The organism is Ferrovibrio sp. (assembly GCF_965278975.1).
Classification (GTDB): domain Bacteria; phylum Pseudomonadota; class Alphaproteobacteria; order Ferrovibrionales; family Ferrovibrionaceae; genus Ferrovibrio.
The window spans coordinates 4,607,247-4,620,079 of record NZ_OZ257126.1 but is presented as its reverse complement, the minus strand read 5'-3'; the positions used below and the strand labels follow the sequence as shown (position 1 = coordinate 4,620,079).

The window sequence follows — 12,833 nt, the reverse complement described above, 5'->3', positions numbered from 1 at the left end:
TTCGGTGGCAACTGATGGCGCATAACCTCATCGGCATCGATCATACCGTCGTTGCCGCCAGCGATCTGGAGGCGGCGCGGGAAACCTATGCCCGCCTCGGCTTCACGCTGACGCCGCGCGGCCGCCATATCGGCTGGGCCACGGGCAATTACTGCATCATGTTCCAGGGCAATTACATCGAACTGCTCGGCATCGCCGAACCGGGCGGCTTCACGGCTGGTCTGGAAGAAGTATTGGCGGCGAAAGGCGAGGGGCTGCACAAGATCGTGCTCGGCTCCGACGATGCCGAGAAAAGCCGCGCCGCCCTCAGCATTAGTGGCCTGAACCCGACCCCGGTGCAGAGCCTCAAGCGTGAATTGCAGTTGCCGGAAGGCACCGTGCTGCCGGCTTTCGCGCTGGTGCATCTGCCGCCGGAAGCCACGCCGCCGGTGTCTATGTTCATCTGCCAGCATCTCACACCGGAGTTGCTGCGCCAGCCCGCCTGGCTGCTGCATCCCAATGGCGCCACGCATCTGGCTGGCTGCGTCGTGGTCTGTGACGATCCGCTCAGCACCGAAGCAGCCTATGAAAAGCTGTTCGGCGCCGGCTCGGCGGTGCGCACCGACCGCATGATCGCCGCCCGCGTCGGCAACGAGCATGTGCTGTTCGTCACCCCGACCGATCTCGCGACCCTGTTCCCCGACCTCGATCACGATGAGAACCGCCCGACGCCCTACATCGCCGGCATGCGGCTCCGCGTGCATAACCCGGAAGCCGCCGCGACCTATTTCAAGGCCACGGGTGCGGAGCATGTCCGCGCCATCGACGGCACCGTGCTGGTGCCGGCGGAAGCCGCGCATGGTGTGTTCCTGGAGTTTACCAGCCGGGTTTAGAATGGCAGATAAAAAGCATGCATGGAAAGTCGGAGCCGAACTGGCTTTCCTCGTGCTGCGTATCGTTGCTGCAAGTTATTTCAGCACTGGAATAGCAGGTCTGGGACTCGGGGCTGTGCTCTCCATAGCAGGGCGCTCAGATTCAGATTTTATAGGCTATGTTCTTCTACCAATTATAGTGCTTAGTCCTTTCGCTTTACTCTTCCTCATACTCACTCCGATTGTTCTAGTCCGGCCTAAATCATGGATGCTGATTACTTCTGGAGGCTTGGTGGGAGTGGTTGTGGTTAGACTGATATCTCTTCTTGGCCTCGAAGGCGTTCTGAAAGTGCTTGTAAGCAATTGAACTAAATTTGTGTCGTTATATAATCCCATTATGTTCTTATAATGTTCTGAAAATGTGGTATGCTGGCCGATCCTGAAAATGGAGGCCGCCATGACTGTCCTCGATCCATCTGTTCCCGACGCCGCCGAACCGCCAGCCGTTCAGCCCGAAGCTGCCCAGTCCCAATCCCCGGGCGGCCTGCCGCCCTGGCACCGCGAGCCGGTGCGGCTTTCCGGCCGGGCCTCGCCCCGGCGCTATGACTGGCCTAAAGCGGCCAAGCTGCTGGCTGCCGGCACAGCGGCGCCCGAGGTTGCCGAGGCTTTGGGCTGCGACGAGGCGCGGGTCTGGCGCCATCTGCAAGCCAGCGCCACCTTCCGCGCCATGGTGGAGAAGGAAGCCGAGCGCAGCCGCCTGCTGCATGGCCTGCGGATGCAGGCGCTGCGCCGCGACTATGCCGAGGCGCTCTACGCCCGCGCCGATCTGGCGCCCGAGGCCATCGAGCGCCTGGCATCGGCGCAGCCTGAGGTGACGGGCAGTCAATTGGCAGCGGCGGCCAAGCGGGCCAGGGCGCCGGGCCGCAAGCCGGTGACGCTGTCGCAGAGCGAGAAGGAAAACTGCCGCGCGATGCTGCGGGCCAACCAGATCATCCGCGATGCCGCCGCCGCGCGGCGCGAGCTGCGCGAGGCCATGGCGCCCGCGCCCCGCACGCAAGCGGCAGCACCTGCGCAACCAATGTCTGTGACAAAAACGCCGGAATGTCCGGGAAGCGCCGCGAAGCATTTCCAAGACACTGGGAAGCATCAGGAAGAAACTGGAAAGCAGGCGGAAGAAGGCGGGAAGCGTTCGGAAGATGCGGGACAGGGAGAGGCCGCGTGGAAGCCGGCGCCGATCTGGCCACCGCCGCCCAAGACCTATCCGCTGGTGCCGCAAGGCTGCGAGGCGCTCTATTACTATGGCAAGCGGGTGCCGATCATGCCCGAATATTGGGGCAAGGAGATGGGGCCGGGCTGGAGCCTGACGCCAGATGGGGCGTAGTGCCGAAGCCTAGTAACGCCGCTTTTGCACAAGCCTCGCCCTATCATAAAGACTGTCATGCCCTGCGGAGGCAGGGCATCCACGTGTTCCTTTTATTCCAGTCAATTCAGGGAAAACTCGTGGAGGGCCCGCCTGAAGCGGGCCATGACGAAAATCGTTACAGCACCGCCTCGAACAGCGCCAGCGTGCGGCGGCGGGCGAGGGCTGCCGAGAAGGCATCATAGGTGCCGCGCTGGTCGCAGTTGAAGCCATGGTCGGCATCGTAGATATGCGTGGTGATGCTGGGATGCCGCGCCTTCATGCTTTCGGCGATGCTGGTCGGGATCATCTTGTCCTTGGCGCCGAAATGCAGCAGAGCCGGGCAGGCCGGCGCGCGCTCGGCCAGTTCGGCCCAGTTGCCGCCGTAATAGCAGCTGGCCGCTGCCAGGCCGTTGGCGGCGCAGGCGGCCAGCCAGGTGACGCTGCCGCCGAAGCAATAGCCTACCGTGCCGACGCGGCCGGCCGAGGCCGCCGCCGCGATGGCGGTGTTGGTATCCTTCATCACTTCGGCCCAGGACAGGCGGCCGCGCAATTCACGCCCGCGCGCCACGTCATCGGCCGTGTAGCCCAATTCGATATCGCGCTCGGTGCGGTCGAACAGGGCCGGGGCGACGCAGTAATAGCCCTCGGCGGCATAGCCATCGGCCACGGCGCGGATATGGCTGTTGACGCCGAAAATCTCCTGCACCACCACGATGCCGCCCTTCGGCGCAGCTTTCGGTTCGGCGATATAGGTTGCGAAGCGGTGGCCGTCCTCGGCGGTAAGCGTAGTGAAAGCACCCATGACCTGAATCCTCCTAGACCAATCAGCCCTATGATCCGTAATGACCTGTTTCCGTTACCGTGGCATGATCGTCACCGTCTCGCAACAATCGTTAACGCCGCCGCCGGGAGCCTTGCTCAAGCGCTGTCCGGCAGGCCGGTTACCCGTTCGGAATAGTTCCCAAAAAATGGCTTTGGATCCCCTCGTCGCGGCCCTGGTGCTGCTCGCCGCCCTGATGCACGCCACCTGGAACGCGGTGGTGAAATCCGATACCGACCGCCAGACCAGCATGGCCCTGGTGATGCTGGCCGGTGTCGGCATGGGGCTGGTGCTGCTGCCCTTCACCAACGATCCGTTCGGCGCTGGCATGGGGCGGGAAGCCTGGGGCTGGCTCGCCTGTTCGGTGCTGATCCATTGCGGCTATTACACCTGCCTGCTCAAGGCCTATCGCCATGGCGATCTGAGCCAGGTCTATCCCATCGCGCGCGGCATGGGGCCGCTGGCGGTGGCGTTGCTGTCCGGTTTCGTGTTCGGCGAGGCGCTGTCATCGCGCGAGATGCTGGGCGCCGCGGTGATTTCGCTCGGCATCGCCAGCCTGGCCTTCGGGCCGTATCGCGGCACGCCGGAACAGCGCCGCCATTCGCTGCTCTATGCCGTGCTCACCGGCTGCACGATTGCGGGCTACCTGGTGTTCGATGGCCGGGGCGTGCGCGCCGCCGGCGATCCGATGGCCTATATCGCCTGGCTCAATATCGTCGAAGGCCCATGGGTGGCTGTGTTCGCCTTCGCCACGCGCGGCACGGAATTCCTCTCGGCGGCGAAACGCGGCTGGAAGCGCGGCCTGGCCGGCGGCGCCATCGCCACGCTGGGCTATGGCATCGCCATGTGGGCCTTCACCAAGGGTGGTGCTGCGCATGTCGCTTCTCTGCGCGAGACCAGCGTGATCTTCGCCGCCGTGATCGGCGCCGTGCTGCTGGGCGAGGGCTTCGGGCCGCGCCGCATCATCGCCGCCCTGGCCGTCGGCGCCGGCCTCGTCTTGATGAACTGGCGCGGCTAGCAGCGGGGCTGGTGCTATTTCGGCGGGATGCGCCGCAATACCGCCGTCTGCACCTCGCGGCCATCCTTGGGGATGCGCTTCGCCTGCAGACGGTCCGGCCCGTCCTGGCGGAATTCAAAGCGCAGGGTTTGCAGGTCGCGCACCAGCAGGCCGCCGCCGGCATCGGTGATCGGCCAGTCGAGATCCTCCACGCGGTCGGTCTGCTCGCCGACACTGGCGCCGGTGATGTAGCGCGCCTGCAGCCTGTCGCCCTGGCGGCGCAGGATCGGGATGCTGATGACGCGGCCGCCGGACCAGTTGCCGAACCAGGTACCGGCCAGCGGCTCCCGCGTGTCGAAGGCGCTGGCGGCCAAGCGGCGGATGCCGAACGTCTTGAGCAATTCGGGCTGCTCATCGCCGCAGGGTGGCGCTGTGCCGGTTTCCACCAGGGTGTAGATGCAGGGCGCGAAGCGGCGGGCGAAGGTCCAACTCTGGCCGGCAGAATGGCCGGTCAGCGGCGGATTGTCGGGCTGGCTGATCACCATGTGCGGCAGGCCGAATTTCCGCAATGCCTGTTGCAGCCAGGGGCCGCGCTCATTGGGCTGGCGTTCCTCGTAGAAATCATCGCCGGTGAAGTAGGCCGCCACCACGGTCAGCTTCTTGTTTTCGTAGCGCTCCCACACGCTGCGCAGCGAGTTGTGGTTCTCACGCCAGTTGGGGCCGGCATTGGCGCCGCTGTAGCTGCCAAACGCCGCCGGTGCCAGGGCGATCACGGCATCGGCCGGATAATCGTAGCGCACCGCTTCCACCGAGGCATAGGCGCCGGCGGACTGGCCCATCAGCACCACGCGCTTGTAGCCCAGCGCCCGCATCTTCTCGGCGGCCTGGCCAACGATCAGTGTCGCATTGCGGCGGTTGTCGGTACCCCAGGCGCGGAACACGCTCACCACATCCCAGCCGCGTTCAGCGAACAGCAGCACCAGCGGCGGCGCTTTCTCGCTCGCCTCGTTGATGCCCCGGCCATGGCTCCACACCACCACGCCCTTGGCTTGCGCCGGGCCGCGCACCGGCATGTCCGGCCCGCCTTTAACGGTGGCCGGGGCGATCTCGTAATGCTTGCCTTCGCTCACGGCTTCGGCCTGGGCCAAGGCCGGCGCGGCATCGGTGGCGGCAAGGGCGAGCAGCAGCAGGCCGGCTGTTATGCCTTTCATGGCAGCCGCCGCAGCCAGCTATCCTGGGGTGGCTGGCCGGCCTCGGTGCGGCGGAATTTCAGGCGTCCATCGGGCTCAAGGCTGAGGTCGAGGCTCAGGCTACCCTGGTTGAAGCGTTGCCGGCGGCCCTCGCTCACCAGCGGCACGGTCTGGCTCGATGCCGCTTCGTTGTTGATGCTGCGGCCGACGCCATGCACCGCCTCGCGCTGCTGCCCGGCGCTGAGTGGCCGCAGTTCCAGCAGCATGTAGCGGCCATTGGCACTGGTGCCCTGCCACAGCCCGGCGAAGGCATCGCCAGGGCTGGCGGGCAGGGCTGGCGGCATGGCCAGGCCGAAGGTGGCAATGGCGCTGCGGTCGCCGTCCTCGCAGGGCGGTGGCTTGCCCTGGTCCAGCAGCAGCACCAGGCAAGGGGCGAAGCGGCGGGCAAAGGGCAGGCTCATACCGGCGCCATGGCCATGCATCACGTCCGGCGCCGGGCGGTCCAGCACCAGGGCAGGCAGGCCCAGTTCGGCGAGGCGTTGCTTGGCGTAGCCGCCGCGCACGCCCGGTTCGCTCTGCTCGAAATAGGGGTCTTCCGCGAAGAAGGCGGCAAACAAGGCCGTCTGCCGGCCGGCGAAATATTCCCAGATCGGCCGCAGGCGGCTGTCATTCTGGCGCCAGTTCATCGGGCTGGCGGGTGTGCCGAAAGCCGCCGGCGCCAGCGCCAGCACGGCATCGGGGCGCACTGCATTGCCATCGCGCCGTGCCGTTTCGCCCAGCGCGATCCAGGCGCCGACCGATTGCCCGGCCAGCACGATGCGGCGATAGCCTTGCGCACGGCCGGCATCCAGCCCGGCACCAACAATGCGCAAGGCGACGGCCAGTACGTCATGGGTGCCATGGCGCTGCAATGTCTGCACGTCCCAGCCCTGGCGTGCCAGCTCCCAGATCACCGGCGGCGCCAGCGCCATGGCCTCGGCGGCAACATCGCGGCCGTGATTCCAGATGATCAGGCCTTTGGCCTGGGCCGGGCCGCGTAGCGCAATCGGCGGCAGGCCGGGCAGATACTGCGCCGGCTTCAATTCATAGAGGGATGGATCGAGCGGCCCGGATTGCAGGTGGCGCGGATCGCGCTGGTCTGCTGGTTCGCGGCTCCAGGCCGCCGGGCCGGTGAACAGCAGCGCACAAAAGCAGGCGGCGGCAAGCATCAGCCTGCCGCCGCTCTGTATCAGCATCTGAGCCAGGCTCAGGTCTTGGCCGTCTGCCGCGCTTCGTATTTCTTCTTCTCCTCCTCGACCAGCTCCTTCTTGGAGAGCTTGCCGATCAGGGTCTTGGGCAGGGCGTCGCGGATTTCCATCGCGGCGGGCATTTCATGCTTGCCGAGCTTGTCTTTCAGGAAACTCTTGAGGTCATCGAAGCTGGGCGTGGCAGCACCAGGCTTCAGCTTGATGAAGGCCTTGGCCGACTGGCCGCGATATTCATCCGGCACGCCGACCACGGTGCATTCCTCGACACTGGGATGCTCGTAGATGGCTTCCTCGATATTGCGCGGATAGACGTTGAAGCCGCCCGACAGGATCATGTCCTTCTTGCGGTCGACGATGAAGATGAAGCCATCCTCGTCCATGTAGCCGACATCGCCGGTATGGAAGCGGCCGCCGGCAAAGGCTTCTTCGGTCGCCTCCGGCTTGTTCCAGTAGCCCTTCATCACATTCGGGCCACGGATGCAGATCTCGCCGCGCTCGTTGATGCCCAGCACCTTCAGCGGGTCTTCCACATCCACGATCTCCATGATCAGGCCGGGCAACGGCAGGCCGCAGGAACCCTTGCGCCGGTCGCCGTCCATCAGCGTCTGCGTGCCGGCCGGCGCGGTCTCGGTCATGCCCCAGCCTTCGATCATCTTGCAGCCGGTGGTGGTCTCGAACTTGTCCTGCACCTCCACCGGCAGCGGCGCACCGCCGGAGCCGCAGAATTTCAGCGACGACAGGTCATAATCCTTCAGGTTCTGCAGGTTGTTGATGGCGGCATACATGGTCGGCACGCCGGGGAACACGGTGATCTTCTTCTTGTGCAGATCCTCCACCACCGCCTTCAGCTCGAAGCGCGGATGCAGCACCAGTTCCGCGCCGATGGCGATGAAGCGTAGCAGCACCGCGCTCAGGCCATAGATATGGAACATCGGCAGCACGATCAGCACGCGCTCCTCGCCTTCCTTCAGCAGGTCGGGCCGCGCATTGGCCCAGGTGAGGTACATCTGCACCGTGGCGACCACGTTGTTATGGGTCAGCATGGCGCCCTTGGGCACGCCGGTGGTGCCGCCGGTATATTGCAGGATCGCCACTTCATCCACCGGGTCCTTCACCGGATGCGGCGTGTAGCGGCCATCGTTGGCCACCAGGTCCTTGAAGCGGACATGGCGGTCGTCCTTCGGCACGGCGGCGATTTCCTTGCCCTTCACCAGCGGGAACAGGAAATTCTTCGGGAAGGGCAGCACATCGGGCAGGCCGCCGACCACGATCTTCTTCAGCCGCGTGCTGCCCAGCATCTTGGCGATGTTGGGGTACAGCGCGTTGAGGTCCAGCGTGCACATGATGTCGGTCTGGCTGTCCTCGATCTTGTAGCGCAGCTCGCGCTCGGCATCGAGCGGCGAGTAGTTCACCACACGGCCGCCGGCCTTGAGGATGCCGAAGAAGCAGATGACGTAATGCGGCGTGTTGGGCAGGAACAGGCCGACATGCACGCCCGGGCCGACGCCGAGCTGCTGGAAGCCCTTGGCGGAGCGGTCGACAAGGTCGGACACCGCCGCGTAGGTCAGGGTCTTGCCCATGAATTCCAGGAAGGGCTTCGGCGCATACTTGGCCACCGCCTCATCCAGCAGCGACCAGATCGGGCGCGGCTGCTGGCTCAGCGCCCATTTGACTCCCTCAGGATAGGACTTCTCCCAGAATGGCGCGGTCATTCGTTTCCTCCCGTCGGCTCGGATTTGGCCGACCCCTTTCTGGTGTCAGTTTATGTGTCCGTTACAGCGGATTCAACAGCGCCATGGGGTTACCCCAGGGGCATCCGAGTTGCTGCCGGGGCCCGACTCTGGCAGAGTTGCCGAGGCGATTTCGCCCCAGGAACAGCGAAGGATCAATGGATGAGCGGCGATGCCGCCAAGGACATGCGCGCGGAACGTGATCGTTTCGTCGCCTTCGCTTTCTCCGCTGCCGACCTGATGCTGGAAGTGGCCGAGGATGGCCGGATCAGCTATGCCTCCGGTGCCGGCAAGCATTTGACCGGCGTTGAGCCGGGTGAACTGATCGGGCGCCAGCTCGGTTCTCTGGTGGACGACACCGACCGCCATTTCTTGCTCAATCTGCTGGCTTCCCTGGGCGTTGGCGGCCGCATCGAGCCGGTTACCATCCGGCTGACCGCCGCCGCTGGCCGTGAACCCGTGCTCTGCGTGCTGGGCGGCTGCTGCCTGCCGCGCAAGGAAGGCCGTTACTATCTGACGCTTTCCGGCGCCCGCCTGCCGATGGCGGAAGCGGCGATGCAGAACAAGCGCGATTACCAGACCGGCCTGCTGACCGCCGAGGATTTCGAGGAGCGGGCATCAGATCGCCTCAAGCTCGCCCGCGAGCTTGGCTCGGAAGTGAAGATCACGCTGCTGGAGATTGTCGGCCTGCAGGACCTGGCCAAGGACCTGCCGCCGGAAACCCAGGCGGTGCTGATGGGCGATGTCGGCGCCTATCTGCGGTCCAAGTCGATTGGCGGCGACACGGCGGGTCGCATCGATGGCGAGAAATACTCGATCCTGCATGCCGGCGCGGTGGATCAGGCGGCAGTGGCGGAAAAAGTGCGCCAGCTTGTCGCCAAGGCCAATCCGGCGGCGCAGGTGGCGCAGGCATTGGGCGTGCAGGGTGCCACCCTGGAACTGCATGCCAAGGGCATGAGCGACGAGGATGCCGCCTCGGCCATGGCTTTCGCGGTGCAGCGTTTCGCTCAGCAGGGCGCCGCCGGGCTGTCCTTCCGCAACACCGAGGAAAGCCTCAAGCTGCTGCTGTCGGAGACCGTGGCGCGGGTGCGGGCGTTACGCTCGACCATGAGCCAGAGCGATTTCCAGATGGTGTATCAGCCGATCGTGCAGCTATCCGACCGCCGCATGCATCACTATGAGGCACTGGTGCGTTTCGGCGATGACCAATCGCCGTTCGAGACCATCCGCCTGGCGGAAGGCGTGCACATGATCGGCGAATTCGATCTTGCCGTGGTGCAGCGCGTGGTCGAGCAGTTGCATCTGGCGCGCAAGAACGGCCAGCGGCCGGAGGTGGCGGTCAATCTTTCCGGCCATAGCCTGGAAAGCACCGTGTTCATGGCGGCGCTGCGCGAATTGCTGGCGCCGGACCAGGATCTGCGCAAGCAGCTTATCTTCGAGATCACGGAATCGACCCAGATCACCGATCTGGTGCATGCCGGCAACGCCGTGCGGCAGTTGCGCCAGGATGGCCATTCCGTCTGTCTCGATGATTTCGGTGCCGGCGCCGCATCCTTCCCCTATCTGCAGGCGCTGGACGTCAATTTTGTGAAGATCGATGGCGCCTATGTGAAGGCGCTGCAATCGCGCGAGAAGGAGCGCGACCGCGCCATCCTGCGCGGCATGGTCTGGCTGTGCAAGGAATTGAAGATCGGCACCGTGGCCGAGATGATCGAGACCGAGGATCAGGCCCGCCTTCTACTCGATTTCGGCATCGATTACGGCCAGGGCTGGCTGTTCGGCCGGCCCGAGGCCGATATGTCAAGCTGGCTGCACCGCAATGCCATCCAGGCTGCTGCCGTGCCGGGCGGCAACCATGTCGATCCAGCCAGTTTCAGCCTGAAGCGCAAATAGCGCTCATTCCTGCGCTTCAGGGCGGCCTGCAGAAAACGCGCAGCCCCTTATACGCCGGCGGACAATCCGCCAGCGTGTCCTCTGAATTGAGCAGGCTGGCCAGCACGCGTCCGACATTCTCGCGGTAGATGTCGCTATGCGCGCCGCCGCCGGTGCGATGGGTGTTGTATTGGATCGAATTGGAGGCATCGAGGTAAAGCACCGGCGGGTGTTTGTCCGGTGATGCCGATTTCGGCAGCGGTGCCAGCGTGGCGCAGGCCTGGCGGGTTCCGTTGAGGTTCAGGCAGGCACCGTCCTTATCCATCGTTGCCTGCGTGAACAGGCCACAATAGGCCGGTTTCTCTTTGCTTGCCGTGTAGCCATCATGCTGTCCGGCATAGGTGCCGAAGAAGGCGAGGTTGACCGCCGCATCCTTGCTTGATGCGGTCAGCACCACGCGGTTGAAGCCTTCCGCCAGTTGTCGTGTCGGCGTGGCGCAGCTATGGCGGCCCCCATCGCCATCGAACAGACGGTCGATTTCGAAGGCACCTTGCAGCGCGAAGAAAGTATCCAGGCCACCGGTACCGGCGGGCCTGAGGCCCGGCGCCAGATAGCGGGCGCTGCGCGCGGCCTGGGCCAGCAGGCGGGCGCCGAAGGAATGGCCGACACCGACGACCTTGAGGTCGACATTCTTCGCCTTCAATTTTTCTTTCAGTGTGGGATCGGCGACGATGCCGGCCAGAGCCTTGTTGATCAGGTAATTGGCCGGGCCGAAACCGACTTCGCGCGCGTCACTGGCTTTGATCGGAAAGCTTGCCAGCTTGGCCAACACATCGAAGCCACCCACGGCCAGCAGGTTGCTCCAGTCCCACAGCGATGGCCAGGTGATGACGATCACCAGGGGCCGCACCTTATGCGCCGCTACGCAATACTTATCTCCGGGTATCGGGCAGCCCTCAACCGCGCGAGCGAATTCATTGGCGATGGAGTTGAAATTGCGCAGGGCTTCGAACTGGTCTGTGTTCCAGCCCATGGAGAAGACCAGCAGATGCGTATAGGGGCGGTCAGTCTCGGCCGATTTCGCAATGTCCGCCTTGGCGTAATCCGCCAAACGGTCGAGCGCCCTCAGGCCATGCTCCCAGGCATTGGCGCGTGCCGGCACATCGAGTGGATTGCCGGGCTTGGTCACGTCGATTTCATCGTTGCCGATAGCAGCCGGGCAGGGGCGCGATGGCGCCTGTCCGGCTGCCTCGGGCTTTGAGTGATCCCTTTCTTCGTAGATCGAATAGAGGAAACAGGCATCGATACGGCCCGGCAGGCTGCTGTCCACTGCTTTACCGTCGGGCTGGGGCGATTTGGCGCCGATACTGGCGTAGCGCAGGATATGGGTTACCGCCATTGCCTTGGGTTCGCGGAACAGCTTGCCGCGCAGGTCTTGCAGATCCTCATCATCCGCTGCGTTGGCGCCTTTGGTGATCAGGTATTTGTTCACCACCGCTGGATCCGGGCCGATATGGCTGCGCGAGATTTTCTCGATGCCGACGACGTAGCCGGGGAAATTCAGTGTCAGGCCGCTTGGGAAATGCACCGTCGGGTGCAGGTTGCGGCTGAGGAAACTGTCGGCGTCGTATGGGGTCTCATAGTCGGCGAGCCGGTTCTCAACCTTTTCGCCACAGCCGGCAAGGCCGGCTAGCAACGCCACCATCAAACCGCATAACGGCTTCGATACCCGATCCAGTTTCCCGACCATGCCATGCCCCCATGCATAACCGATGCGGGCATGATGTATCGACTTATCCGCGCAAGTCCAGGATAATTTACGCCAAAAACAGGTAATTCAGCGCAATTCCACCTTTCCATGATCCAGTGCGACCAGGCCGCGTTCCTCCAGCCGGGCGCGGAACGACACGGTATTGCCGTCGCGCCAGATATCGGTGGCGATGGTTTCACCGGGGAAAACCGGGGCGGTGAAGCGCGCCTGGATATGGGCCACGCGCGCCGGGTCATGGTCGCAGGCGCCCTTCACCACGGCGCGCACGGCATGGCCATAGGTGCACAGCCCATGCAGGATCGGGCGTGGAAAACCGGCGGCTTTGGCGAAATGCGGATCGGCGTGCAGCGGGTTGCGGTCGCCGCAGAGCCGGTAGAACAGCGCCTGGTTCAACTGCGTCCTGGCGCTGATGGTGATATCCGGCGCACGGTCGGGGATTACATGCGGCTTGGGCGGTGGCGGCTGGTTGGCCGGGGCGCCAAAGCCGCCATCGCCACGCGCGAATACGGTGGAGACCAGGGTGACCAGCGGTTCCTTGCTTACCGCATCGCGGATGACGGTTTCCACCAGCACCACGGCGCCCTTGCCGGCGCCCTTGTCATAGGCTTCCTTGATCCGCGTCTTGGCCAGGATGCGGCCTTCCGGCGCCAGTGGCTTGTGCATGGTGATGTGTTGTTCGCCATGCACCACCATCACCATGTTCATGCCGGATTTGAAACCCCAGCTATCATCCCAGCAGAGCACGGTCGCCTGGCTCGGCAGCGCCTTGAGCTTGCCGGCATAGGCGCCATTCTCCACCACGAAGGGCAGTTCATTCTCATCCATCGGATCGGCGCCCATACCCGTGCTCAGCGCATAGAGCATGCTGTCGCGGCCGGTATAGGAGGCTTCGAGTTCGGGCAGGTCGAGACCCAGCAATTGATCATAGACAATTGTCATGTTTCCTCCTTATC

General features: G+C 64.3%; 10 protein-coding genes. 4 read left to right on the top strand and 6 right to left on the bottom strand.

Going from position 1 to position 12,833, the window contains the following annotated elements:
- Positions 1-14 precede the first annotated feature (14 nt).
- Together ACQY7X_RS22305 and ACQY7X_RS22300 are read left to right on the top strand one after the other, a co-directional pair.
- On the top strand, positions 15-872 hold the full coding sequence (locus tag ACQY7X_RS22305) for a VOC family protein (RefSeq protein WP_428247692.1): 858 nt from the start codon (positions 15-17) through the stop codon (positions 870-872).
- A gap of 436 nt (positions 873-1,308) precedes the next feature.
- Positions 1,309-2,232 carry a hypothetical protein gene (locus ACQY7X_RS22300; protein WP_428247691.1) on the top strand — a complete coding sequence of 308 codons (924 nt, stop codon included), beginning with the start codon at positions 1,309-1,311 and terminating at the stop codon, positions 2,230-2,232.
- A 157-nt stretch (positions 2,233-2,389) separates the two neighbouring features.
- On the opposite strand, the gene ACQY7X_RS22295 is transcribed toward ACQY7X_RS22300, so the two are convergent.
- On the bottom strand, positions 2,390-3,055 hold the full coding sequence (locus tag ACQY7X_RS22295; protein WP_428247690.1) for a dienelactone hydrolase family protein: 666 nt from the start codon (positions 3,053-3,055) through the stop codon (positions 2,390-2,392).
- Between the two features lie 166 nt (positions 3,056-3,221).
- Here ACQY7X_RS22295 and ACQY7X_RS22290 point away from each other — a divergent pair, with 166 nt between their 5' ends.
- Entirely contained in the window at positions 3,222-4,091 is an 870-nt protein-coding gene (locus ACQY7X_RS22290) for an EamA family transporter (RefSeq protein ID WP_428247689.1), read from the top strand.
- 14 nt (positions 4,092-4,105) lie between these two features.
- Here ACQY7X_RS22290 and ACQY7X_RS22285 read toward each other — a convergent pair whose 3' ends face one another.
- The 3 genes from ACQY7X_RS22285 to ACQY7X_RS22275 are packed head-to-tail and all read right to left on the bottom strand — an operon-like array spanning position 4,106 to position 8,219.
- The gene (locus ACQY7X_RS22285; RefSeq protein WP_428247688.1) at positions 4,106-5,281 is read right to left on the bottom strand and encodes an alpha/beta hydrolase; all 1,176 of its coding nucleotides are present in this window, start codon (positions 5,279-5,281) and stop codon (positions 4,106-4,108) included.
- On the bottom strand, positions 5,278-6,495 hold the full coding sequence (locus ACQY7X_RS22280) for a hypothetical protein (RefSeq protein ID WP_428247687.1): 1,218 nt from the start codon (positions 6,493-6,495) through the stop codon (positions 5,278-5,280). Before ACQY7X_RS22280 ends, ACQY7X_RS22285 begins: the two co-directional genes overlap by 4 nt.
- Before the next feature lie 11 nt (positions 6,496-6,506).
- Positions 6,507-8,219, bottom strand: coding sequence for a long-chain-fatty-acid--CoA ligase (locus tag ACQY7X_RS22275; protein WP_428247686.1), 1,713 nt, complete (start codon positions 8,217-8,219; stop codon positions 6,507-6,509).
- Between the two features lie 180 nt (positions 8,220-8,399).
- On the opposite strand from ACQY7X_RS22275, the gene ACQY7X_RS22270 reads away from it, so the two are divergent.
- Positions 8,400-10,130: an EAL domain-containing protein gene (locus tag ACQY7X_RS22270; RefSeq protein ID WP_428247685.1), complete on the top strand. Its 1,731-nt coding sequence runs from the start codon at positions 8,400-8,402 to the stop codon at positions 10,128-10,130.
- A gap of 16 nt (positions 10,131-10,146) precedes the next feature.
- On the opposite strand, the gene ACQY7X_RS22265 is transcribed toward ACQY7X_RS22270, so the two are convergent.
- Positions 10,147-11,859, bottom strand: a complete 1,713-nt coding sequence (locus tag ACQY7X_RS22265) for a hypothetical protein (protein ID WP_428247684.1) — start codon at positions 11,857-11,859, stop codon at positions 10,147-10,149.
- An 87-nt stretch (positions 11,860-11,946) separates the two neighbouring features.
- Complete coding sequence (locus ACQY7X_RS22260) at positions 11,947-12,819, bottom strand: MaoC/PaaZ C-terminal domain-containing protein (protein WP_428247683.1); 873 nt, start codon at positions 12,817-12,819, stop codon at positions 11,947-11,949.
- Positions 12,820-12,833: the final 14 nt, after the last annotated feature.